The sequence below is a fragment of the Streptomyces sp. BYX5S genome (assembly GCF_054724165.1).
Genome location: NZ_CM138829.1, coordinates 5,244,535 through 5,270,270, shown reverse-complemented (window position 1 = coordinate 5,270,270; position 25,736 = coordinate 5,244,535). Strand labels below are relative to the sequence as shown.

Here is a 25,736-nt window from a genome sequence, read left to right as displayed (position 1 = left end):
AGGGGCGCGGTGCCGGGCGTACGGGTCAACGAGTGTGGAAATAGTCCGCGTTGCCGTCGGCGACAGCGTCCCAGTCGGAGCCGGCCGGGAAGCGCAGGACGTCCCAGCCGGCCTCCTCCAGGCGGTAACCGGCCTCGGCGTCGCGGGTGGAGTCGGCGGCGTGACCGGGAAGGTCGACGAAGACCGCGAGGTTGGCGCCGTCGATCCGGAACACCAGGTCCGGCTTGGCGGCGGCCTCCGGCACCAGGACGTCGACCTCGTCCGGCAGCCGGTAGCCCTTGGCCTTCAGCCAGCCGAGGAGGTCACCCGACGCGATCAGGGCGGCAAGGTCGGTCTCCAGCGGAGTGCTGACCGCCGGGACTTCGGCTCCGGCCCGAGCGGCGGGCGTCGCAAGGCGGTGGAACTGCTCGCTCCGCGACTCGCCCCGGTCTTCGCGCACGGTGTCCGCGGTCGCGAGACGCAGCAGCAACGGGCGGGCCGCGTGGCGGCTCAGCTGCCGGTGGTGGGTCTGGTTGCCGTACGTCAGGAGGCAGGCGTAGCAGCCGCGGGCGCATTCCTCGCCGCCCGCAGGACCGCCCAGGTCCTCGCCGGTGTCCGGGTCGAAGTGACAGATCTCCAGGGCCTTGCGGGCCGCCTTCCGCAGCGCCTTGCGCTCCTGCCGCAGGCGGCGCAGCACACCGGCGCCGCCCTCCGCGGCCTCGGTGAACAGCAGCCGGCGGCGCGGTCCTTCGGGCGGCGGCAGGAGTTCGGCCGTCAGCTCGGAGTCCTCCAGCTCGAAGGCCGCCTCGATGCCCCGCTCCAAGGCGTACAGGACGGAGAACGCGACCGGCTCGGGCAGCGGCTCGTCCAGCGTCGCCACCAGGATGTTCCGCCGGTCCTCCACATACGGCAGGACCCGCTTCTTGCGGCGCTTCTCGTTGCCGTCCTCGTCGACCACCGGCATCCCCGTGCCCTCCACGGCGTCCGCCGCGGCCCGGTCGTTGAGCCAGCGGCCGTCGCCCAGGTCCAGCCAGTAGCCGTCCTGCACGTCGTCCTTGTCACGGACCCGGCCCAGGTTGGTGATCCGGACGGTGGCCGAGTCGCCGTAGTCCAGATCGAGGACAGCGGCGCCCTCGCCGTCCGAGACCTGTGAGGTGAGACGGCCCTTGCGGACGCCGTGGTCCTGGAAGGCGTACGAGGTCTCCAACCGGAAACCAGCCCGGCGCCGCTCCTCCTCGTCGGAGGAGATCCGCTCGCGCGGCGTGGTGTACACGGTGTGCAGATGGATCAGGCCGGTGCGCTTCCCGGTCAGCTCCTCATCGCACATCGCGCAGCGGTCGAGGCCGGGGCGCACCGGGTGGTGGTAGCCGCAGGAGTCGCAGCGGCGCGCCTCCGCGGTCGCCAGGTCGCCGGAGGCGTCCGGCGGCAGCTGGATCCGAGTCACTTGGTAGCGGGCGCCCTCGTGGTAGATCAGCGCACCCGGGCCGAACTCGCGGATCGCCAGGAACCGCGGGCGCTGCAGATAGTCGCCGTCGGCGTTGCGCCGGTTGCCCGAACGCGGGATGTACGCGGCCAGCGGCAGCCGCGGGAAGCTGTAGCCAGGCAGGAAGCCCTCGGAGGCCAGATAGCGGTAGGGGTTGAAGTCGCTCATCACCGACTTGCTGTCGGTGGAGCGGTTGAGCAGCAGATTGGTCTGCGTCTCGGCCTCCCGGCGGCGCGTGCGGGCACGGCCCTGCTCGCCCTGGCTGAGGGTGTGGTCCACCACCCGCTTGTTCTGCTCGTACTGGTCGAGGACCGCGGCCCGGAACAGGTCGCGCCAACGGTCGAAGGAGGCGTCGAACCTGTCCGGGGCCCGCTCGACACAGTCCTCGATCCACTCGTCGTACCACCAGGTCGTGTCCTGGAAGTCGGAGACCAGCGGCGCGAGCACGGCACGCGCGGCGGCGACCGCACGGCGCCGGGCCTCCTCGTCGAGCGACTTGTCACGGATGTGCGTGTGCAGCGGCAGTGCCATCCGCGGGTCCGGCCGGTCCCCGCTGTCCGGGTCGTACGCCACGTCGACGACATCCGGGACGGCCGTACCGAGCTTCATCCCGGTCTCCGCCAGCCAGATGCCCTGGACGTGGCTGCGGACCAGGTCCTCGTTGGCGAGATCGAGGCGCGGCGGCGAGACCTGGCCGGAGACCATCTGCTCCGAACGGCGGAAGTAGTACTGGTCGTGGCTGTTGCCCGTCGCGCAGTACGTGGTCACCAGGGCGGGCTGTCCGGAACGGCCGGCCCGGCCGGAGCGCTGCGCGTAGTTGGCCGGGGTCGGCGGCACGTTGCGCATCATCACCGCGTTGAGCGAGGAGATGTCGACGCCCAGCTCCATCGTCGGCGAGCAGTAGAGCAGCGGCAGTTCGGCCGTTCGGAACTCCTCCTCGCGAAGCAGCCGGTCCTCCGGCGGCACCTGCGCGGTGTGCTCGCGGGCGTAAAGACCCGCCAGCTCGGTCGCCGCGTCGCGGTACAGATCGCGGAAGAAGGGATTGACGCGCGGCCCCTCGCCATGACTGTAGGTGCGGGTCAGCGGATCGATCGCGCCCGTCTCACCGCTTCCGGCCCGCCACACGATCGCGGCGGCCGACACCCGGTACCCGGTGCGCTTATCCGCCGCACGCCGACGGAACGCCGGTCCCGACCGCTCCGGGGCCGCCTCCACCTCACGTACCAGATCGGCCTTGCGGAGCACGGTGAGCAGGGTCTCGATCACCCCCTGCACGTCGTCCTGCGGAGCGTCGCGCAGCGCGGGCACGTTCCGCCGCAGGTACTTGCCGAACTTTCCGCGCGGCGACAGGAAAAGCGCGGAGCGCTCCATGCCGGGGCGGGAACCGTACGGGTAGGCCGTGCCGACGTCCGGCTTGTCGCTGTCGCCGAGCACCCAGGGCCCGGTCAGCCGCTCCTCGCTGGCGCCCTTCAGCGCGTCGAAGTCGTCCCGGAAGTACTGCACGTCAATGGCGAGGTGCCGGCGCATGTAGTCCAGGAGCGTGCGGGCGATCTCGGCACGCAGTTCCGCGTCGATCTCGCGTAGCACCGGGTGCGCGCCTTCCCCTGCCCAGCGCTCGTCGCGGGCCGCCACCCAGTCCAGGTCCTCGTAGTCGATCCGCAGCAGTCCGGTCTGCTCCAGGTTCGGCATGGTGATCCGCCAGCCGCGCTCCAGATCGCGGTACAGGCGGTAGCCGACGACGTCCCGGAAGGTCTTCGTCGCCCGCTTCTCCATGGACGGCGGCTGGTCGGCGACACCGGTGTACTCGCGCGGCGAAAGCCCCATCACCTCGGTCACCGCCAGCGTCAGGTCGTCGTGGCGCACCCCCTCCTCACCGGAGCGCACCACCGCCGCGTACAACGCCCCGCGCAACTGGGTGACTTGGGCGAAGTCGTTGAAGTGGCCGGCCTGCAGCGAGGCGTCCTGACGGTTGTCGACGAAGGTGAGGAGCTTACGTGCCTCCTTGTCCAGGCTCTTCTCCGGCACCGCGCGCAGCGACTTGAGAATGGAGGCCGAGATCAGCGACGTGGCCGAGGAGCGACCCTCCTGGTCGAGCGTCGCCAGCTTGGCGAAGTCACGGCCGCGCGTCTGCTCGTAGGACACCTGGCAGTGCACACAGAACAGGAACGGCGCCGGGACGAACGCCGCTTCCAGACCTTCGCCGCTCTCCACACCGAGAGAGTCCACGACGACGTGGACGGGCACCCGCTCCCGGTAGGACTTCTTCACCACCGTCACGCCGTTCGCGTCGGGCTCCAGCCAGGACTCCGGAAGCCGCCGGTCGTCCACGGCCCGCTGAGGATCGGCAGGCCAGACGTAGTCCTCGCCCGGCACCCCGACGTACAGATAGCCCTCGCCCTTGCGGCCGCCGGAGGCCGAGGTGTCACGCCGTGGCTCGTAGCGGAAGACACCGTCACGGCCCTCGGTGCGCCACACGGTGAGGTACTCCTGCCCGCACTCCCGGCAGAACGACAGCGGATACAGCGGCATGCCGCCGCTGCCCGGCTTCTCCAGCTGGAAGGTGCGGGTCAGCGGGCGGGTGAGCGGGTTCTCCAGGGTCGTGAACACGGTGTCGCCCTTGGAGAGGAACTGGTGCAGGCGGAAGGCGAACAGGGGCCGCTCGGTCACCGGGTGCTTCGCCTGCGAACCGGCCTCCAGGGTGGCGCGGATCGCCGCCCGGACCTGGTCGGAGGGGATCCCGGACGCCGCGGCCAGCTCCTCGGCGGCCGACTCGATGGTCCGCGGCGCACAGCGGCGCAGCCGCCCGGTGCCCGGCTCGTCCTCGAGCCCGAACCGGGACTCCACCCAGCGGGCAAGGGGGTCCTCGGTGAGCGCCTCGTACGCGCGGGGCGCCGCGGGCATCCGCAGCCGCTCGGCGGGCACCGCCGCAGGGGCCTGGCCGGTGGCCCGGACCAGGGTCTCGCCGATCACCCGCGTGGGGAGCACCGTGGTGCCGAAGAGCCGACCCGCGACCTTGGCGACCTCCCGCCGCTGGTCCTCCCAGGTGCCCTCGGTGGACATGGTCGCCGAGGTGCCGATGCACTGCAGCGTGTCGGACGCCTTGCATGCCTCGCGGACCCGACGGATCAGCAGCGCGACATCCGCGCCCTGCCGGCCCCGGTAGGTGTGCAGCTCGTCGAAAACGAGGAATTGCAGGCCCTCGGCGTTGCGGATCAGACCGTCGCGGTCGTCCGGCCGTGTGAGCATCAGTTCCAGCATCACGTAGTTGGTGAGCAGGATGTCCGGCGGGTTCTTCCGTAGCTCCCTGCGCCGCTCCTCGTCCTCCTGGCCCGTGTACCGGGCGAAGGTGACCGGCTCGCGGCCCTCCCCGAAGCCGTGCCGCAGGTACTTCTCCAACTCCTTGAGCTGTGAATTGGCCAGCGCGTTCATCGGGTAGACGACGATCGCCCGCACCCGGCGCCGGGCCCCGGGGCCGGCCGCGTCCCGCTCCTTCAACACCTGGTTCACGATCGGCACGATGTAGGACAGTGACTTGCCGGACCCGGTGCCGGTGGTGAGCACGTACGAGTCGCCCGCCCGGGCGGCCTCGATCGCCTCGCGCTGATGGCGGTGGAAGGTGAGCGGCCGGCCGTCCGGACGGCGGGCGTCCTCCTTCTTACCGGCCTGGAAGATCTCGGCACAGCGGGGATGCAGGATTCCGTCCCTGACCAGGTCGGTGACCTGGCCGCCGTCGGCGAAGAACGGATTCAGGGAGAGCCAGGGGTCGGGCCACTGCGACTTCGAGGCCAGATCGTCCTCGACGAAGTTCTCGATCCGGGCGTCACGGATGACAGTGGCGCTGCGGGTGAAGGTCGCGTACTCGTCGATCAGGTTCGCGTGGATGCCGAAGACGTCCATGGTCTCGGGCAGGCGGGGCGTGCGGCGCGGCACCGGGGCCGGCTTCACGGCAGTGGGCCGCGGCATATCTGCGCGGAGCCGGGCCACCGGGTCCATCGCCGTCCACTCCGGGGCCAGCAGGCCGACCGTCTCGTCGTGGGCGAGCGCGTGCGGGATCAGCGCCTCGCGGACCAGCGTGGCGTTCTCCGGCCGGTTGTCGGCGTCCTTCTCCAGGAGTCGGGAGACCAGCCGGACCAAGGCCGACGGCAGATCGGGCCGGACGATGGTCAGCCGCGGCGGCGGGTCGTACTGGTGCTGTACGGACAGCTCGTAGGCGGTCCGCGCCGAGAACGGGGGACGACCGATCAGCATCTCGTAGAGGACGCAGCCGAGCGCGTACAGATCCGCTGCGGCGGAGACCGGATCGGCGCGGAACTGCTCGGGCGCCATATAACGGGCCGTGCCGACGCTCACTCCGGTGCTGGTCAGCCGCGTCTGGTCGGGGTCCTCCACAATCGAGCCCATGCCGAAGTCGAGGATCTTCACGGTGCCGTCGCGCAGCAGCATGGCATTGGCCGGCTTCAGGTCACGGTGGACGACGCCCGCGGTGTGGGCGGCGGCCAGACCGGCCGCGATCTGCGCGCCGATCGCGGCGACCCAGGAGACCGGGAGCTGCGGCTCCTCGTCCATCAGCAGGCCCAGGGTGTGGCCGTCGAGCAGCTCCATCGCCAGATAGGGGAGACCGCTGGCGCCCGGCCCGTCGTCGACGCCGCCGGCGATCAAGTGGGTGAGGTTGGGGTGCCCCTGGGAGAGCATGCGCATGATCTTCACCTCGCGGCGGAAGCGCTGTGTCTCCTTGTTGCCCTCCGCCGTGTCGACCAGCAGGCCGGTGCGGTTGCGCAGCACCGTCTTCACCGCGACCTCGTGGTGAGCCGTGCCGGGGGTGGCCTGTTCGTCCACCGCCCGGTACACCTCGCCCATGTTGCCCCGGCCGAGATCTCCGGTGATCCGGAATCGTCCACCGACCTGATCAAGGCCCACTGCTGCTCCCCGTCTCATGCGTTGTGGTCGAAGTCGAAGGTGAGTATCCCGTACGTAGCGTACACCTTGAATCGACTAAAGCGTGCGTGAATAGCTGTTGACGTTGTCAACGCGCATCTCGTACGCTCATGTTGCACCGTGAAAGAGGGGGTAGTCGTGGCGCTTGGGGTGGCAGGTGGAGAGGCCGGGCCGGGAGGTCTGCGGGCGATGGCGGAGCTCCTCGCGGGGCTGCGGCGCTCGGCGGTCGGCGGAGTGGTGCCGGAGACGGTCTTCCGGGTGCGGGCGCGTGCGCTGGGGCTCGGCGAGCGGGAGCAGGACCGGCTCCGTGCGGAGCTCGGGAAGATGGGGCTGCCGGTGCGTCAGATTGCGGTGCATGCCGAGGACGACCCACAGGTGGGGCGCACGGTTGCACAGAGAAGTGAAGAAAATGTGCGCACGGTGGAAATGGTGCCCTTCCGGGACGCCGTGGTGAGGCAACTGCTCGCGCGCTACCGGGACTCCGAGGGGTATGCGACGGCGCGTGCGCTGGACGGAGTGGCCCGGCTGTGCGGTCTTTCGCCGCGCGAGGCCACGGAGCTGCGGCGCGCGGTGCGGGTGAGGGACGGGGGAGCGGCGGACGTCCCGGTGCAGGATGCGGGACCCGGGCGGGCGGCGGATGCACAGGGGAACGGGACCGGTGCCGTCCCTGCCGCGAAGGTGAAGGCTTCTGCCGTTGGCGCCAGCGCCGTGGGGGAAGTGAAACCCCGTGGCGTCCTTGATCCTGCGGGGACGGTCCCGGTCGCCGCCGCGCCAGTCTCCGCAGATGGGATACGGCCCGGTGCCACGCTTGATGCCGCCGTGGCGGCTGCGCACGCCGTGATGGAGGAGGACCGCTTCAGGAAGGACCTCGGCACAATCCTGCTGAAAGCCGAGGAGGAGGTCGGCCTCGCCGTGCTGGTGCGCGGCGGACCGCGTCTCATCGGGCAGGAGCCGGATGCGAAGGAACTGGCGAGCCTGGAGCGCGACCACGTCAGGGCCCGTGCCCAGCAGTGCCTGGTCTTACACAATCAACGGCTGGTGCACAAGGTGGCCCAGCCCTACCAGGGGCAGGGGCTCGACTACGAGGATCTGATCCAGCACGGCATGCTGGGGCTGATGCGGGCCGTCGTGAAGTTCGACGCCTCCAAGGGGTTCAAGTTCTCGACGTATGCGACGTGGTGGATCCGGCAGGCGATCACCCGGTCGATCGCCGACTACGGCTCTCTCATCCGTATCCCGGTGCACATGCACGAGCAGATGCGGAAGGTCGCGAACGCCGAGCGCACCTTGATCGGCCAGGGGAAGCGGGCCGGGGTCGTCGAGGTGGCCGTGTTCTGCGACATGTCGGTGGGGCGAGTCGAGGAGATCCGCCGTCTCAGCCAGCGCACCGACTCGCTGGACCGGGTCATCCGGGACGGGGTGACGCTCGGCGACTTCCTGGGGCAGGAGCGTCCCGCGGCGGCGCCGGACGCCCTGGTGATGAGCGCGATGGTCATGGACCAGGTCATGGACATCATCGACGACAACTTCTCGCTGCGCGACGCACGCGTACTGGTGCGACGGCTGGGGCTGGACGGCGACGAGCCGTCGACCCTGGACGAGTTGGGGAAGGAGTTCGGGGTCACGCGGGAGCGCATCCGGCAGGTCGAGTCCAAGGCCAGGAGCCGATTTCGCGGCCTCTTGCATGATGCCGGCGTGCTTCCCGCGCGGTATCGGTTGGAATCAGGTGCGTTCACGAGCGGAGAGTCGTCAAGCGCGGCATACGTACAGACCGCGCGGTCCGGCGTCAATGAGCAGGCAGATGCGGTGCCGACCGTTGAAGCGGGGACGCCTGCTGAGCCGGAGGGTTCAGCCGTGCCGCCGGAAGGGGCAGACGCAGTGAACCCCACCGAGACCATGCCGTTGGACGAGGTGGCCCCGACGCCCGTAGCCGACCAGGAGGAACCGACCACGACGGCGGAACCGGAGATTCCTGTGCCGGCACCCACCTCCACCTCACCGACGCCGTCGGCGGACAGAGGCCTGGGCGCCGAAGCCGGGATCGGTGTGCTCTCCGTCGGGGCTCCGGAAGCAGTTCCGCCGACGGCGTCGGCCGAGACCGGGGAACAGCCGGTGGCGGTGCCGACTCGGCCGCGAGGAAAGGCGCAGGTCCCAGGCCCCGCGGCCGACTGGGAAAAGGCGCAGCAACTGGCCGTTGCCCTCACCGGAACGGTTCAAGGCCTCGCTGAGTACGCAGTGCTCGCGCTCGGTGTGACGGAGCTGACCACGGTGCTCGGCCCGGACGCGGCCGAGGCGGTACGACGGGCCGCTTACGAGCGGGGAACGCTGGAACGGCGGGTGGTGAAGGCGCTGGAGGTCCTCCGGTACGCCTTCGACATCGTACGGAAGGCGGGCGTGCGGCCGGAGGATTTCCTTGACCGGCCGGCCGTCTCGCTGGACGGCAGGACACCAAGGCAGTGCCTGGCGATGCGTCCCCTTACGAGGGACGACATGAATCTCGCCGTACGCAAGGCGGTGTGGGAATTCCCGGTACCGGCCGCCCGTGCGGCGGGAGGCGAACGAAAGAAAGCGGATCGTGCCCCGGAGCGGGGCGACAGATCCGCCGATCCGGCTACGGCCGTCCCAGGGATGCGTGCGAGGCCTGTGCCCCGCGAGACGGAGCGCCCCACGGCGTCGGCGGCTGAGTCACCCGTGGCCAAGACAATGCCGCCCATGCCGGTCCAACCGGAACCTCCCCAGGTGTCGGGGGAATCCGCTGCAACGGAGACGTCGTCCGTGCTCGGGGAGAAGGTGCCGGCCGAGCCCGGCATGTGCCGCGAGGCCGCTTCGAGGCCAGCCCTCGCGCGCGACCTGCACGCGGCGCAGCTGGCAGCTCTCCGGGACCGGCACATCCGTCAGTTGCTTGCGGAACGGGATGCCTCGCAGGCACGTCTGGCAGCAGCCCGTGACGAGGCCGACGACGAACTCGACGCGCTGGAGGACATGTTGCTCCAGCGCATGGACCGGGCACTGCTCCGGCAGCGGCAGCAGCTGGGCGCCGCGGCGCAGGAATCCGCCGTCCGGAACCGAGCGGAGCTCGCCCGGGTCACCGCCCGCGCCGAAGAGGCCGAGCGCGCGGAACTCGCTGCCCGCGATCACGCGAGGGACGCTGCGTCGCATGCGTCCTTGGCAGCTGGGCGCGCGGACACCGCCGAGCAGCACCGGCTTGCGGCCGAAGCCCGCCTCGCGGACCTGGAAGTGCGGCTCCAGCAGGCCGAGGCCCTGCTCGCCGAACGCGACGCCTACTACCAAGTCGTCCAGCGGGAAGTGACGGCGCGGGTGAACGCGGCCGAGCAGCAGGCCGCGCACCGGGTCGCCCAGGCCGAGCGGAACGCCTGGGCCCGGATATCTGATCTGGAGTCGCAGCTCGCCGCGGAACGCGCGGCACCGCCCGGACGCATCCCGATCCGCGACCGCTGGCGCCGGCCCTGATCCCACCGCGTACTCGATCTCCCCCCCAGGAGCACCACCATGGACCCCCGACAGGAACTCATCGCGTCCCTGCGGCGCCGGCTGGTCGGCCCCGCCGCGGGCCAACACGAAACCTTGCACGCGCCACCCGACCGCGAATACCTCATGGGCACCCTGTACCCCCAGGACGCGGACCTCCAGCGGCAGTTGGACCTCGCTGCCGAGGAGCCCGAGGGGCCCGCCGCCGAGCCCAGCACCGAAGAGAGCGAGCCCGTCACCGACCCCGTGCCCGAGTCGAACTCCTGGCTGCCTTCCTCGCTCGGCATCAGCTTCTACACGGACGCCACCACCGTCTCGGTCCGTTGCGTCGGCGCCCACTACCGGACCGTCACCACTCCGGGCGAACGAGGCCGCCGCTGGCAGCGCCACCCGCTCCCCGAGGAGACCCACACCGTGGCCCCCGACCGCGACCGGGTCGCCGTACTAGACGGCCGTGCGGAGATCCGGGTCCGGCGCCGCTCCTTCGGCGGCGGCCACCTCGTCACCGTGGCCCTGGTCAACAGCGCACACCATGATCAGACCCAAGGGAAGGCCGCCCCCTGGGACCACATGCTCTTCCAGACCGAGTTGTCCGTACGACCCGAGGACGGCGATGTCCTGCCGTACCCGAGCATCGAGCTGGCCAGCCGAGACCCCGAGGAACAGGAACTCCGGCTGCAGTACCGCCATGTCCTGACGCACGCGGTCGGACACGGCTGCGCGGTCGAGGAACGCTGCGAGGAGACCGGCGACGGCCGGACGGCCCTGGGACTCCACGCCGCCGTGATGCCCGAGGCCGAGGTCAGCGGCGTACGGGCCGCCGGCTTCACCGGATCCGCCGTGCTGAACGTACGCCACCTCGCGGACCCCGCCGTCTCCCTGGAACAACTGCGCGAAGAACTCTGGGAGTTCGCCGCCGACTACCGTGCCTGGTACGTGGGGCAGCACTCCACGGACATCCCCGACTGGGGCCGCGAGGCCGCCGACCGGATACTCGCCCGTATCCGCGCCGCCGTCACCCGGATCGAGTCAGGCATCCGCACCCTCTGCGACCCCGCCCGCCCCGAACTGCTGCACGCCTTCCGCGCCGCGAACCACGCGATGGCCCTGCAGATGCGGCACTCCGCCCGTGACCAGGCGGGGGAGCGCCGCGCCCGCCGCGACCCGATGCTCCTCGACCCCGAGCCCGATCCGTCCGCATGCTGGCGGCCCTTCCAGCTCGCCTTCTTCCTGCTCTCCCTGGACGGCGTCGTCGACCCCGGTCACCCCGACCGCGCCACGACCGACCTGATCTGGTTCCCGACCGGTGGCGGCAAGACCGAGGCGTACCTCCTGCTCGCCGCGTTCGTCATGGTGCTGCGCCGCGGGGCCGAGGACGGCGGCGGCACCGCCGTCCTCAGCCGCTACACCCTCAGCCTGCTCACCACCCAGCAGTTCCAGCGGGCCGCCACCACCGTCTGCGCCCTGGAGACCCTGCGCCGCGCCGACCCGGCCCGGTACGGAGAGGAACCGTTCTCCATCGGCCTGTGGGTGGGCGAGGCCACCTCACCGAACTCCTACGCCAAGGCACACACGGCCTTCGAAGACGTACGCGGAGCAGCCCACCCCGAGGACGTCTTCATCCTCGACCGCTGCCCGTGGTGCGGCACCCGCATCCTGCCCGCCCGCAAGTCCCCGGACATCGCGGACTACGGCGTACGCACGACCCCCAGCTCCTTCGCGTTCTTCTGCCCCCGCGAGGACTGCGCCTTCCACGGCGAACTGCCGGTCGCCGTGGTCGACCAGCACCTCTACGACCGGCCGCCCACCTTCGTCCTCGGCACGGTGGACAAGTTCGCCCGGCTCGCCTGGGAATCCCAATCGGGGCGGCTCTTCGGAGCGGACAGCGCCAACCGGCCCCCGGAGCTCGTCATCCAGGACGAACTCCACCTGCTCACCGGTCCGCTCGGCACGACCGTCGGCCTCTACGAGTCGGCCGTACTCGGACTCTGCACCGCTGCCGACGGGACCGGACCGAAGGTCGTGGCCTCCACCGCCACCATCCGCCGCTCCGGTGAACAGATCCGCGCGCTGTACGGCGGTGGCGTCCAGCTCTTCCCACCCGCCGGCCTTGAGGCCCGCCACTCGTACTTCGCCGAACCCGACACCACTCGGCCGGGCCGCCGCTACCTCGGCGTCATGGCCCAGGGCCACACCGCGGGCCGCGCCTCCGTCGCCACCACGGCGGCCATGCTCCAGGGAGCGTACGAACTCCCCGCGGAGCACCGTGACGACTACTGGACCCTGGTCGCCTACCATCACAGCCTCCGCGAACTCGGCCGCACCGTCACCGCCGCAGCCGACGACATCCCCGCGCAGCTCACCGGCCTCGACACCGGCGACGGTGTACGGGACCTCCCGGACCACCAGGTACAGGAACTGACCAGCAACCTGCCGCGCGCTGAACAGCCCGTACTGCTCGACCGGCTCGAACAGCCCTGGGACGACCCGCGGGCGATCTCCTTCCTGCCGTGCACCAACATGCTCTCCGTCGGTGTCGACGTGAAGCGGCTCGCGCTGATGCTGATGCAGGGCCAGCCCAAGACCACCGCCGAGTACATCCAGGCCACCAGCCGCGTCGGCCGGCACAACGTTCCCGGACTCGTCGTCACCTTCTTCAACGCCACCCGCCCGCGGGACCGTTCGCACTACGAGACGTTCGACGTCTACCACCGCTCGCTGTACCGGCACGTCGAGCCGACCAGCGTCACTCCCTGGTCGGTACCCGCGCGCCGTCGCGCCCTGCACGCCGCACTCGTCATCCTGGTGCGCCACCGGATGGGGCTCTCGGCGGAGGACCAGGCGGGGCAGATCCTCGACCGAATGCCCGAAGCGGAGGCCCTCACCGAAGAGGTCGTGGCACGGGCCGCCGCCGCGGACCCGACCGCCGCCGAGCCGGTACGCAAGGAACTCGCCGGCCTCCTGGCCGACTGGGAGGAAGCGGCCCGCGCGGCACGCAAGGACGGCCGTGCCCTGTACTACCGCAGTCAGGGCAAGGGCCAGTCCAACCTGATCATGAGCTTCGAGCAGCGTTACGGACTGTGGGAGACGCCGAACTCGATGCGCAACGTCGACCGTGAATGCCAGGTCACGGTGAAGGGAACCGACCTGTGAACCGAAAACTCCGTGTCCGCCAGGCGCAGACCGTGCTGCCCTTCGGGGTCGGCGCGGTGCTCGACGTCCAGGGCGAGTCCTTCGTCGCCACCGGTATCGGCGACTGGCCCCGCAACAAGCAGTGGATCGAATCCGCCCGGCTCGCCGACCGGCTCGGCATCACCGGTCTGTACGCGGCCCCGACTACTGTCAACGACCGCTACGACACGCCGGACGCCCCGGGCGCGCCCTACATCCGCTTCCCCTCCTGGCTCTTCTGCGGCGCCTGCCGCCGCATGAAGCGCCGGCGGATCGCCGACGAGCAGCCGGGGCACGCCCCACGCTGCACCTTCTGCTCGCCCGGCCGCCCACTGACCCCGATGCGATTCGTGCAGATCTGCGCCGGCGGACACCTCGGCGACGTCGACTGGTGGTTCTGGGCCCACTCACAGCGCGATACGGAACAACGCCAGCAGTGCGGCGAACGCGAACAGCTCCGCTTCCTCGTCGCCGAGCGAGCCTCCGGCCTCGAAGCCCTCTCCGTCGCGTGCACCGCAAAGGGCTGCGGCGCGTCCCGTGACCTGCTGGACGTCCTCGGCACGCACGGCATGCGCTGCTCGGGCCGGAACCCCTGGCAGCGGGTGCACGAGGCCGCCATGTGTGAGAAGCCCGTGCAGATCGTGCAGCGTACCGCAGGGAACCTGTACTACCCCGTGGTGCACTCGGCGCTCGACATCCCGGAGACCGACGCCACAGCCCCGCACGCCGACACCACACTCGCGGAACTCGTCCGCGGCCACGACCTGTGGATCTCCCTGTGCCGCTTCGCGGGAACACCGCGTGCCGAGGTGTTCCGCGGCATGATCCAGGACGAGACCGGCGCCGACGACGCACTCCTCGACGCCCTGCTCGCCGAGGAGAACGGTGGGCCCGCACCCGCACATCCTGCCGGTCCCGCCGGGGCAACCGGCGTCGCCCGCCCCGACCTCAGCCGAGAGGAATGGGCTGCCTTCATCGCCCCGACACCGCCCGCCACCCGTGACTTCGCCCTGCGCACGACCACCCTGGGGCTCGGCCAGGAGACCGCCGAACCCTGGGCGAGCCTGCACCGGAGCCTCGGCCGGATCGTCCTCGCCGACCGGCTGCGCGAAGTGCGGGCACTGTCTGGCTTCACCCGCGTCACCCCGGACGCCACCTTCGTGCCCGCCGACACCTCCCGCCGGCTCAAGTGGCTTCCGGCCGTAGAGGTCTTCGGCGAAGGCATTCTGATCACTCTCGACGAACAGCGACTGGCCTCCTGGGAAAAGGACGACCGGGTGTACCGGCGCGTGGACGGCATGCGCGAGGACCTCGACCGCTCCTTCCAGCGCGACCGCCTGGCGGCACTCACCGGCGTAGCTCTCTCACCTCGCTTCGTCCTCCTGCACACCCTGGCCCACCTGCTCATCCGCCAGCTCGCCTTCGAGTCCGGCTACACCACCGCGAGTCTCCGCGAACGTGTCTACGCCCGGCCCGAACACGGCCAGCACGGCATCCTCGTCTACACCGCGGCCGGAGACGCCGAAGGAACCCTCGGCGGGCTCGTCCGGCAGGGCGAGGCACCGTACCTGGCCGAAACCCTCCTCCGCACCACCGAGGCCGCCGCCTGGTGCTCCGCCGACCCGCTCTGCGCCGAACACACCGGCCAGGGCTTCGGGAACCTCAATCGGGCCGCCTGCCACGCCTGCGCGCTGCTTCCCGAGACCAGCTGCGAGAGCGGCAACACCCTCCTCGACCGGGCCCTCGTCATCGGCAGCGACCACGTGCCCGGTTACTTCGAACCGATCGTCGCCGCGGCACGCGCCGCAGCCGCGCAGGTTCTGCAGGAGGCCCGCCGATGACCTTGACCTACCGCGATCTCACAACCGCCCAGCGGCGCTCCCTCGACAGCCTGCCCTTCGACGGGAATCACCTGGTCAGTGGTCCACCAGGCAGTGGAAAGAGCATCCTTGCCGCCCAGCGAGCCGTGATGCTCGCGCTGACCGGGACCCCTGTGGTGCTGCTCACCCGTTCCAACCTGCTCCGCCAGTCCCTGACCCCCATGGTCCGCGGGCTCGGACCCGACGACGGCAGCATCCGGGTGGCGACCGCCCACTCCTGGCTCGCCGAGTGGTACGGGGGCGGCGCCCCGAAGAGTCCCGACGGCTGGTTCGACTGGCCTGCCCTCTACGCGCGAGCTGCCGAGACAGGCCCCCTCCCCGGACTCACCCTTGTGATCGACGAAGGACAGGACTTGCCACCGGAGTTCTACCGTCTGTGCCTGCTGCTCGGCGCCCGCACCACCGTCTACGCCGACGAATACCAGCGCCTCACCGAAACCCACTCCACCCTCGAAGAGATCAGCCGACGCCTGGGCGGCCCCGTCAGAACGCAGCTCGACGGAAACCACCGCAACAGCCGGCAGATCGCCTCCTTCGCCGCACACTTCCACACCGGCTCCGAACTCCCGTCCCTCCCCGAAGGAGACGGACCGTCCCCGGCACTGCACCGCCTTGCCCCAGGCAGCACCACCGAGCTCCTCATCGGGCTCACCCAGCGCAGGCCCCAGCACACCATCGGAGTGATCCTGAACTCCGCACAGGCCCAGTTCGACCTGCTGGTGAGGCTCGAGCGCAGGGCACCACGTCTCAAGCCCCAGCTCTACACCTCCCAGGCAACGCAGGGGCGTTACCGCGCTCTTGACCTCGCCCGCCCCGGAATCGTGATCCTCCACCGGGCGAGTGCGAAAGGGCTCGGTTTCGACACGGTCGTCGTCCCCGACACTCACACGGACGCCGCACTCGACCCCACATCCGCTGCCCTCCGGATGACGTACTACGTCCTCGCCACCCGTGCCAGGAAGGAGCTCCACCTTGGCTACGAAGGCGACCGCGAGCCGCCGCTGCTCGCCGCGGTTGACGTAGGGGTGCTGGTCCGCGCCTGACCGGCCGGTCCGTCCAGCCTGCGGCTGAACCCGACCGGAGCCCCCGGATACGGGGCCGATCGCTAACAACGGCTAACACAAAGAGGTGGATCGGCGCTGAGGACTATGTCCGGGGCGGAAGTTGAACGTTCGGACCTGCGTGGGGACATCGCCGTGGAACGTGTCGGATGACCTGTGGGACCGCCTGGAGCCCTTGCTTCCGCAGCGTGAGCGCAGGTTCCGGTATCCCGGGCGCAGGCCGTTGCCGGACCAGGATCGGCACCGGGCGGCCGCTGTTGGATGCCGTGCCGTACTCCTTGCGGAAGCAGCATCACACGAGCATGTCCGGGGTCAGGCTCCCTGTATGAGCAGTGTGGTGGAATGCGGCTGGCAACGGCGGCGAACGTCCGGGTGCGGCGCCATGGGGCTGGACAGCTCCCGCAGGGGCGTTGTGCGCCGCGCGACGTTCGCCAAGATCTCGGGACGGAATCCTGCGCATTGCTGGGGGTTAAGGGGGCGCAGGTTCAAATCCTGTCGTCCCGACAAGTTCGAAGGATCGAACGTCGCAGGTGAAGGGCCGTTCTCGAACGGCCCTTTTCTGTTGCTCTCACGCTCTCGGTGGGAGCGACGGGAGTGGGGGGCGTGCTCCCACTGTCCTTTTGCCTGTTCACTCCCACTTGGACCAATGCGCACATATTCGATTCCACGCGCTCACGTTCACATCCGTGCCCGCTTTGTTACCCACTGGCTCCCGTCAATATGGGCGGCTTTCCGGATATGTGCTTGTGCTCGCTCTTCGCGCTGGTGGGGGCCACTCCCGGTGGGGGCGGTGCCCTCTCGGCTGCCGGGTGGGTTATGGAGGCGTGCGAAATGTTGATCCCAGTTCCGACTTCAGGTGGATGGTGTGCGGCTTTTCGGCGGCGGCCGTTGGGGGATGCGTCGAGATGAACGCGGGTGGGGCGTCGTCGGCACCTGGTATCCAGCTGGTTCTGGGCGGAGTGATGCGCACAACGGATCCATCTGGACGCAACGCGCAAACCTGCATTACTCATCCAATAGACTATTGGATGTGTTGATAGCTACGCAGTTGCGATGGTTCGCGAGGGGTCGGGGGCCCGGTGGCCAGTCGGGAGCAGGACGCAGTGCGTCTGCTGTTGCTGATCGACGGGGTATGCGAGCCGCTGAGCATAGCGGACAGGTCCGTACCGCCGCTTGAGCATGCGGTCGGCGTGGTGCGGACGCGGGTGAAGCTGCAGAAGCTGGATTCTTGGTTACGCAGTCCGGAGTATCTGGCGAATGTGCGCCTGGACGCGTACGAATCCGAACGCGAAGAGGTAGTGCTAAGAGCTCGTAACGCGATCATGCTCCGGCCTTCTTGAGGCGGCGCCAGCAGATCAGGCCGCAGGCCAACGAGATGAAGGCGTCGTGGAGATCGAGGCGTCGTTCCCAACGGACGGCGAGGCGTTTGAACTGATGGAGCAGGGCGAAGGTCTGCTCGACGACGTAGCGGAGCTTGCCCAGACCCTTGATATTCGGGGCGCCCTTGCGGGAGATGACGGGCATGATCCGGCGTTTGCGCAGTTCACGGCGGACGGCTTTCGAGTCGTACGCCTTGTCGCCGAGCAGAGCCTCGGGGCGTCGGCGGGGACGGCCGGGCCGTCCCGCGACCGGTGGGATGCCGTCGATCAGGTTGAGGGTCTGGGTGATGTCGTTGACGTTCGCCGCGGTGGTGAGGGCATGGAGTGGGGTGCCCTTCCCGTCGCAGATCAGGTGGTGCTTGCTGCCCGTTTTCCGGCGGTCGACCGGCGACGGACCGGTCGCGGCTCCCCCCTTTTTGCGCGGACGTGGGAGCCGTCCACGCACGCGCGAGTCCAGTCGAGTTCGCCGGCCGCGTTCAGCTTCGCGAGCAGGATCTTGTGCAGCTGCTCGAAGACCCCCGCCTGCTGCCAGCGGTCCAGGCGCCGCCAGCAGGTCTGCCCGGAGCCGAACCCCAGCTCCAGAGGCAGGAGTTGCCAGGCGATGTCCTGGTGCAGGACGTACAGGATGCCCTGCAGGCACAGCCGGTCCGGCACCGGTTTCGGGCCCGGCGACCGCTTCGGCCAGGGCGGCAGCAGCGGCGCGATCAGCGCCCACAAGTCGTCGTCCACGATCCACGGCCGAGTCGTCACACCCACCCGAACGGTCGGATCGTCACATCAGTCACGCCCGACCAGGGCACTACAGCAAGATCCTGTTATGAGCTCTAAGAGGTCGTTTCATCCTTTTGTTTCATCGCGATATGTGGCTTTGATGGTCTGATGTCGGGTCGCCCCAGGAGATGGTGCTCTCGCCGGTGAGGCGGCGGGCCATCAGATCGGTCATGGCGAGGTGAATCATGGCTTCGGAGCGGGTGGGCAGGGTTTCGTAGTCGTGGGCCAGGCGGCGGTGCAGCATCAGCCAGCCGTAGGTGCGCTCGACCGCCCAGCGTTTCGGGATCGGAGTGAACCCCCTGGCCTCGGGCGCGCGTTGAACGATTTCGAGGTCAATGCCGAGAGTGGCGGCATGCTCGACGAAGTGCTTGCGGTAGCCGCCGTCGACCCACACCTTGCGCAGACCGGGGTGGTCGGTGGCGGCCTGTTCGAGCAGGGTGCGGCCGGCGGCGGAATCCTGCACGCCGGCCGCGGTGACCAGCACGGCCAGGAGCAGTCCGAGGGTGTCGGTGATGATGCTGCGCTTGCGCCCGGCGATCTTCTTGCCCGCGTCGATGCCCTGGCTCGTGGCGGGCACCGAGGTGGAGGTCTTCACGCTCTGCGCGTCGACGATGCAGGCCGAAGGATGCCGGTCTTTGCCCTCCTGGGCTCGCACCAACTCCCGCAGCAGCCCGTTCAGCCGGGCGAAGATGCCGTCCTTCTGCCAGTGAGCGAAGTAGCCGTAGACCGACTGCCAGGGCGGGAAGTCGTGCGGGAGATAGGTCCACTGGCAGCCGGTGCGATCCACATAGAGGATCGCGTTCATGATCTCGTGCAGGTCATGGCGGGGCGGGCGCCCGAAGTCCAGGGCCCGGCCGCGGCGCTCGAAGCGCAGGCGGCCAGCACCGGCTCGATCAACTCCCAGCGGGCATCGGACAGATCACTCGGATACGCACGACGGTCGGCCATGACGTCGGCGTACCGCCGTATCGGGGTGTGCGCCCAGGCATGCAGCCGACCCGGTGGAAGCGCGGAACAGACCGGGGCGTCCCGGAATGAGACAGGCGCAAGATGTCTCCCGTCCCGGACGTCACATCACCTGTCCCGACCCTCACAAACGGCCCTTCTACCCCACCAGCACCAAGCCAGCGCCCTGCACAAAGTAGTCGGTATCGCAACACTCAAGATGAAAACGACCTCTTAGAGGCCGTTTTCACCTGTGAAGCCTTTTTCATCCCAACATGGACCTGTGGCAGGGCGTGACTTGACCGGCAACAGGTGCGGGTGCGCCCCCCCCCGAGCCACCCGGGAGGTCCGACTTGCCGGTCTCATCCCGCGAAGTTTGTCTCATCCCAAAGCGTGAGCCGAAGTCCTCTCTGTGAAGTGGAGGCGCACCTGGAATCGACACGCGTGAGGCCTGGGACAAGCAAAGAGACACGCGAGGTGGAGCAAATCAGGTGAAAACGGCCTCTTATGCGCCGCCGTGAGATCGTGCTTCGCGCCGGGCAGCGCGAGCGAGGCCCACAAGAGGCGTCCGAACGCATTGGTCAGGACCGCACGTTCATCCCGTGATGGCGTTTCTTGCCGGAGTAGTAGGGCCGGTCGGCGGCGGTCCGGTCGATCGGCAGCAGCGTGCCATCCAGGATGACGTATGCCTTCTTCCGGGCCCTGGCCATGGCCTCGTCCAACGTCGGCGCCAGCGCGGCCAGAACGTCGACGGCCTCGCGGATGTGGCGGTACGCGGTTGCGACGCCGATACCAAATCCGGCCGCGAGCTGAGCATATGTGCCGCCGCACCGCAGATGGGCCAGGGCGAGCAGGGCCTGGCGGCCGGGAGACAGCCGCCTCCACCGACTGCCGATCTCCCGGCGTCGAGCTGTCAGATGCCGGCTCAGATGACGCAGGTGGGTGGTGGACAGATCCACCGCGGACGGGTAGACAAGCACGCGGAGCTCCTGGCGCGACGGTTGATCTTGGTCGACAACTCATCTGCCAGGGGCTCCGCCATGTTGCAGGCACGTCCAACTGGCTCTCCTCGCCATCAAGTTGGAACTGGCTCAATGGGAGGAGATCAAGATGTTGAGCTCAAGAAGTGCCCAGGGGGTTTGGGCGCCGAGCCTCAGCGGTGGCCGACAGGTCGTGGCTATCGCAGCTCTGCTGTGCTGATGCGGCTCTTGAGGTGGCTGGTCAGGGTGTGGAGCTTTGTCCAGGCGTCGGCGCTGGTGCCGTCTCCCAGCGGGTAGTGGAGAGACGGTGATGCGGCGGTGCCCAGTTGTACCGGCCTGATCGCGAGCGGCGGGCGGCGAGCGTGGGTGAGGCCGATGGAGCGGACTTCGGAGGCGCCGAGGGTGAAGGTCATCGGGAGCGGTGGGGCAGTCAGGAGTGGGGGCAGGGTGAGGTCCGCGCTGGCCGCGCGGAGGGTGGTGAACATCGTGGCCAGGTGGTGGGCGTCGACGAGTTCGGCGGTCAGGGACTCGATGGCGTCCAGGGGAGCCGGCTCGCCGGCGCGGTAGCCGACCGTGAGGGTGATGTCCTCGGTGATGCCTGCTGCGGTGCGGGTGGTGCGGTGGGTGGCGACTGCTGGGCGGCCAGGGGCGCCGATCGCGAGGGCGTGGGTGGGTTCGGGAGCGCGGCCGCGGGCCAGGTCGGTCAACTGGCGCGTCGACCACGGGAGGTTGATGGGTTCGGCGGTGCCCCACCCCGTCGGCGGTGTGCCCATGAGGTGGCGCCAGGCGGCCTCCAGTGCGGTGCCGAGTGTCAGGTCCGCGTCCGGTGCGTGGAGGGTGCGGAAGGACACCGTGAACTGGTGATCTTGCGTGGTGAGGTCGGCGCCAGTCGTGAAGGCGGAGGCGGTCCTGCCGACGCCGGACGGTGTGAATGTGCCTTCCCGCCAGAGCAGTTCGGCGCCGGACAGGCCGTCGTAGTAGCCGTCTTCCGGGTGTTGGACGACCCAGCGGTTGGGGGCTCCGCCAAGCGCTGTTCGTAGCGGGAGCGTGAGGCGGCTGTGGGGCGGCGTCACGATGTGCAGGGCGCGGTCGGCCGCGGTCGTAATGCGCAGGACGTCGGCGAGCCAGGTGGTCAGACCCAGGACGGGCCGGTCCGCGATGACGACCGCTGTGGAGTCGGTCAGGACGTCGACGATGGGCAGTGCGCCCGCCGCAGCGGGCGTGGGGGTGATGCCGTCGGGTGCCGTATCGGCTGTCTCTACGACGGTCGTGGTGTTCGTGCCCCGTGGCCAGGTGGTGCCGCCCAGGAGCATCGTCAGGCGGGCGGCCACCGTTGTGGCGAGGGACTCGGCCTCCGTGGCGGCGGTGGACGCGCGCAACTCCGTCCACCAGAAAGGCGGTTCGGGGGCGCCGACGTCGGACCCGAGCAGTCGCTCTGCCTCGCCGGCCGTGTGGACGAGAACCGGCGCCTCGACGGAGACCAGCGGCCGGCCCGATGCCGTGCACAGGTGGATGACCGCGTCGTCGTCGGTGGTCGTCAGGGTGAGATCGGGTCCGCCGGCGTGCAGGGCCGCGAGGAGGGCCGCGGGGTCGGGCATCTTCGGGGTGAGGGCGACGATGTCCTGGGTCACGCCGGTGTCTCCTCGGCTTCGGGCGCGAGAGCGGTCTGGATGAGCTGGTGACGGCGTCCTCGGCGGGCCAGTGTGCCGCGGCCGGGTGGCTGGGGCGAGGCGTGGAGGCCGGGCAGGAGTTGGCCTTCGCTGCGGTCACCTGTCATGACCAGGGCGGTGGCGCCGGTTTCACGCAGGGCCATCAGGAACGGGTCGTACAGGGCGCGGGAGGAGCCCGCGACGCGGCGCGTGACGACGAAGTGCAGGCCGATGTCCTGGGCCGAGGAGATGTACGGCAGGAACGGGTCCAGCGGGTGCTGCCCGGCTGCGGTGAGGATGTCGTAGTCGTCGACGAGGATCACGATGCGTGGGCCGGTGAAAGGCGGCTCGGTCTCCGTCGTGTCCGGGTCGGCCGCTTCAGGGAGGCGCTTTTCCAGTTCGGCGGCGATGCCGGTGGCGAGCGCGTTCGCCAGTTTGGCGTTGTGGGCGTAGCCGCCGCGGTACGGCTCGGGGATGACACCTCGCAGACCGCGGCGCGGGTCGAAGACGCCGAAGACCAGGTCCGTCTCGCCGTAGCGGTCGACCAGGGAGCGGGAGATCAAGGACAGGAGGTTGGTCTTGCCGCACTCGTTGTCGCCGAGGACCAACAGGTGCTGATCGGCGCCGAACAGGTCCAGGACGGCGGGGGAGAGGGTGTCCTGGTCGAGGCCGATCGGTACCGCGTACGGTTCCGCGGTGGTGGACGGCAGGCGTTGTGCGGGCAGACGCGTCGGCAACACTCTTACGGGCGCCGCGAGTTCGCCGTGCCAGGTGGCGCGGATGGTGCGGGCGGCCTCCTCCAGTGCGGGGCCGATGTCCGTGACGGTGGCGCCGGCGTCGATGCGTGGCAGGGCCACGTGCGCGAAGAGTCTGCCGTCGGTGAGGGCGCGGCCCGGGGTGTCCGCCGACAGTGTCTCGGAGAGTTTGCGGTCGATGGAGGAGTCGGCGGGGTCGTTGAGGCGCAGTTCGACGCGGCTGCCGAACATGGACTGGGCGGCGATGCGGACGTCGTTCCACCGGAGCATGCCGGCGACGATGTGGATGCCGTAGCCGCTGCCGCGCTTGAGCAGTTCCTCGACGGTCTCGTCGAGGTGCGCGAACTCGTCGCGCAGCGCGCCGTAGCCGTCGATGAGCAACACGATGTCCGTGGAACCGAGTTCGGGCAGGCGGCCCTGGGCGCGCAGGAGGCGCAGTTGGTCGACGGAGTCGATGCCGTGCTCGCGGAAGACGGTCTCGCGCAACTCGAGCATGGCGCGGACCTCGGCGACCGTGCGAGCGGCGCGTTCGTGGTCGGCGCGGCCCGCGATGCCGCCGACGTGCGGCAGGTCCGCCAGCGCGCCGAGTCCGCCACCGGCCAGGTCCAGACCGTAGAGGGCGACGTCGGCGGGCGTGTGGGCGAGGGCGAGCGACAGGGCGAGGGTGCGCAGCAGGGTCGTCTTGCCGGACTGTGGGCCGCCGATGACCGCGGTGTGTCCGCCGGCCGTGTTGAGGTCGTGGATCCACGGGCCCTGCCACTGGCGGGCCGGATCGTCGAGGACGCCGAGGGGAACGCACAATGCGCTGCCAACGGTAGCGAGTTGAAGGCCTTCGGACGTCGCGCGGACGGGGCCCGCGGCTGTGTCGAGGGCGGCTGCCCCCGGGAGCGGGGGCAGCCAGATGCGGCGTACCGCCGGTGCGGCCTCGGTGAGTTGGGCGACGGCGGTGGACAGGACCGTCGGCCCCGTCTCGCGTTCCCGAAACGGCGCCGACTCGTCCTCCCTCGGCGAACTCGCCGGCACCTGTGGGGTGTTGAAGGCTGGGTACGGCCGCACGCGGGGTGCGTCGTCGGCCACGGTCTCGCGCGACGCAGGGCCGCGGTAAGCGCCGGATACGTAGCCCGCCTTGAAGCGAATGTACGTCGATGTGTCGACCTTGAGGTAGCCGAAGCCGGGCAGGGGCGGCAGGTGGAAGGCGTCCGTGGTCTCCAGGACGGTACGGGACTCGTCGGCGGAGAAGGTGCGCAGGCCGAGGCGGTAGGACAGGTACGTTTCCAGGCCCTTGAGATTGCCGCCCTCGATGCGCTGACTGGACAGCAGCAGGTGGACGCCGATCGAGCGCCCGATGCGGCCGATGGACAGGAACAGGTCGATGAAGTCGGGCTTAGCGGTGAGGAGTTCGCCGAATTCGTCGATGACGACGAAGAGGTGGGGGAGCGGTTCCAGGTCGGGACGCTCGTTCGCGCGCAGGGCGCGGTAGTGGCCGATGTCGGCGACGTTGCCCGCGTCCTTCAGCACCTGCTGGCGGCGCTTGATCTCACCGGCGAGGGAGGTGTGGACGCGTTCGACGAGCCCTGCCTGGTTCTCCAGGTTGGTGATGACGCCGGCGACGTGCGGCAGCCCGGTGAACGGGGCGAAGGTGGCGCCGCCCTTGTAGTCGACCAGGACCATCGCCAGGTCGTCGGGCGCGTGCGTCGTGACGAGCGCGAGAACGAGGGTGCGCAGGAGCTCGCTCTTGCCGGATCCGGTGGCGCCGACGCACAACCCGTGCGGGCCCATGCCGAGTTCGGAGGACTCCTTGAGGTCGAGCAGGACCGGCTGGTGGTGGTCGTCGAGGCCGATCGGAACACGCAGGAAGTCGCGCTCGCCACGCGGAGCCCACCGCCGGGGCAGATCGAGGGCGGCCATGTCGTCGACGCCCAGCAGATGGGGGAAGTCGACCGGGCCGGCAACCGGGGCGCCCTCGGTCGCGGATTCGGCCGACAGGCGCAGCGGGGCCAGGACCCGCGCGAGTGCCTCGGTGGCGGCCGGGCCCGCCTCGTCGGCGAGCCCCGAGGTGCGTACGGGCTGCTGGGGGCGCAGGTCCTCGACGACGATCCGGTCCTCGTCGACGGTGACGCGCACCGAGACATGGTCGGGCTCGTGGCGCTGGTCGGCCAGCAGGTGGACCACGGTGACACCCATGGCGTGGAGCGGGACAGCGGCGTCGGGGCGCGGCAGCTCGGTGGCGTTCTCGCCGTAGGTGTCATGGACGACCAGGAGCCGGTCGGTGAGGTCGAGGGCTCGTTTGTCGGCGAGGCCCCGGCGTACCTCGGCGGCGTAGGTGGCACGCTGCTTGAGGTCCACCCCGATCACCTGGGCCAGTTGGGTCAGGTCGGGTGCGATGCGGCGCGCCGGGGTCGCCCCGTCCTGGACCTGGGGGTCGAGGGCGTGCGGGAGCCACTTGGCCCACTCCCACTCCTCGATGCGTTCCCCGGGCACGGCGAGCGCGAGTGCCGCGTCGTCCGGCGCATGGGTGGCCGCCACCTGCATGAGCAGGGCGCGGGCGACCCGCAGGACACCTGCGCGGTCGCCGATGACACTGACATTGCCCGCCCGGTCCAGCGGCACCGTCAGCGGATGGTCCGGTGTGGTGGCGTAGCGGGTCTGGAGGGCACGGGCCTCGTTCAGCATGAACGGATCGGGCGGGGCCATCGCGGTGCCGGACGTGTTCTGCCCGACTGCCAGATCCTGCACGGGGACGTCGCCGACGCCGATACGGGCCTGGAGGAAGTCGGCGTCGCAACGGCGGCGTTCCCACAGCCGGGCCGGATCGCGCACGATGTCGTGGAGGGCGGCCGGGGCGGGGTGCACGAAACGGGCCGCGAGGCGGCGCTCGCGCTCGGCGTCGGCCAACTCGGCCCGGAGCCCCTCCAGATACTCCAAGTAACGCTCGCGCTGGGTCCGCCGCTGACGCTGTGCCTTGCCCCGCTGCGACAGGAACAGGGCGACCGCGCCGAGCAGCGCGATGACCAGGACGACGGCGCCGAGCCCCGCGAACTGGCTGGAGCGGATCACGGTCATCATCACGACCGAGCCCATGACACCCGCCATGGGCAGCAGCGCGGTCGCGGCGCTGCCGGTCTTGCCCTCGGGCAGGTTCGGCGGCGGTTCGATGGTGCGGGTCTCCACGGGCGGCAGCGGCCGGTGCGAGCGGGCCGGACGGTGGACGAGGTGCTGGGTCACCGGGTGCGCACCGCCGTCCGGTTCAGGTGGTGGG

General features: G+C 70.0%; 8 protein-coding genes and 3 pseudogenes. 5 read left to right on the top strand and 6 right to left on the bottom strand.

Going from position 1 to position 25,736, the window contains the following annotated elements; genetic code table 11:
- Nucleotides 1-25: 25 nt before the first annotated feature.
- Nucleotides 26-6,397, bottom strand: coding sequence for a protein kinase domain-containing protein (locus ACYBSK_RS24035; protein WP_460243285.1), 6,372 nt, complete (start codon nucleotides 6,395-6,397; stop codon nucleotides 26-28).
- A gap of 189 nt (nucleotides 6,398-6,586) precedes the next feature.
- On the opposite strand from ACYBSK_RS24035, the gene ACYBSK_RS24030 reads away from it, so the two are divergent.
- The 5 genes and pseudogenes from ACYBSK_RS24030 to ACYBSK_RS24010 all read left to right on the top strand — a co-directional run.
- Complete coding sequence (locus ACYBSK_RS24030; protein WP_460243284.1) at nucleotides 6,587-9,868, top strand: sigma-70 family RNA polymerase sigma factor; 3,282 nt, start codon at nucleotides 6,587-6,589, stop codon at nucleotides 9,866-9,868.
- Nucleotides 9,869-9,907: 39 nt separating this feature from the next.
- A complete protein-coding gene (locus tag ACYBSK_RS24025; RefSeq protein ID WP_460243283.1) occupies nucleotides 9,908-13,039 on the top strand; it encodes a helicase-related protein in 3,132 nt (1,043 codons plus the stop codon).
- Nucleotides 13,036-14,898 (top strand): DrmB family protein, encoded by a 1,863-nt coding sequence (drmB, locus tag ACYBSK_RS24020; RefSeq protein ID WP_460243282.1) that lies wholly within the window; start codon nucleotides 13,036-13,038, stop codon nucleotides 14,896-14,898. The genes ACYBSK_RS24025 and drmB overlap by 4 nt, the downstream gene beginning before the upstream one ends.
- On the top strand, nucleotides 14,895-15,980 hold the full coding sequence (locus ACYBSK_RS24015; protein WP_460243281.1) for a DEAD/DEAH box helicase: 1,086 nt from the start codon (nucleotides 14,895-14,897) through the stop codon (nucleotides 15,978-15,980). The genes drmB and ACYBSK_RS24015 overlap by 4 nt, the downstream gene beginning before the upstream one ends.
- Nucleotides 15,981-16,119: 139 nt before the next feature.
- A pseudogene (locus ACYBSK_RS24010) lies at nucleotides 16,120-16,236 on the top strand (IS5/IS1182 family transposase); the annotation flags it as partial.
- 1,082 nt (nucleotides 16,237-17,318) lie between these two features.
- Here ACYBSK_RS24010 and ACYBSK_RS24005 read toward each other — a convergent pair.
- The 5 genes and pseudogenes from ACYBSK_RS24005 to eccCa form a co-directional block, all read right to left on the bottom strand.
- A protein-coding gene (locus tag ACYBSK_RS24005) for an IS5 family transposase (protein ID WP_460246943.1) occupies nucleotides 17,319-18,109 on the bottom strand; the annotation gives its coding sequence in 2 pieces (ribosomal slippage) (nucleotides 17,319-17,794 and nucleotides 17,794-18,109; 792 coding nt in all).
- Nucleotides 18,110-18,227: 118 nt separating this feature from the next.
- Nucleotides 18,228-19,096: pseudogene (locus ACYBSK_RS24000) on the bottom strand (IS5 family transposase).
- 501 nt (nucleotides 19,097-19,597) lie between these two features.
- A pseudogene (locus ACYBSK_RS23995) lies at nucleotides 19,598-20,073 on the bottom strand (transposase family protein); the annotation flags it as partial.
- Between the two features lie 197 nt (nucleotides 20,074-20,270).
- A complete protein-coding gene (locus tag ACYBSK_RS23990) occupies nucleotides 20,271-21,704 on the bottom strand; it encodes a DUF6177 family protein (protein ID WP_460243280.1) in 1,434 nt (477 codons plus the stop codon).
- Nucleotides 21,701-25,702: a type VII secretion protein EccCa gene (eccCa, locus tag ACYBSK_RS23985; protein ID WP_460243279.1), complete on the bottom strand. Its 4,002-nt coding sequence runs from the start codon at nucleotides 25,700-25,702 to the stop codon at nucleotides 21,701-21,703. The genes ACYBSK_RS23990 and eccCa overlap by 4 nt, the downstream gene beginning before the upstream one ends.
- Nucleotides 25,703-25,736: the final 34 nt, after the last annotated feature.

Bases quoted from the DNA above. Each gene is read 5' to 3' on its own strand.
- ACYBSK_RS24025 (WP_460243283.1), top strand. From the start codon at position 9,908: ATGGACCCCCGACAGGAACTCATCGCGTCCCTGCGGCGCCGGCTGGTC.
- ACYBSK_RS24035 (WP_460243285.1), bottom strand. From the start codon at position 6,397: ATGAGACGGGGAGCAGCAGTGGGCCTTGATCAGGTCGGTGGACGATTC.
- ACYBSK_RS24030 (WP_460243284.1), top strand. From the start codon at position 6,587: ATGGCGGAGCTCCTCGCGGGGCTGCGGCGCTCGGCGGTCGGCGGAGTG.
- ACYBSK_RS24015 (WP_460243281.1), top strand. From the start codon at position 14,895: ATGACCTTGACCTACCGCGATCTCACAACCGCCCAGCGGCGCTCCCTC.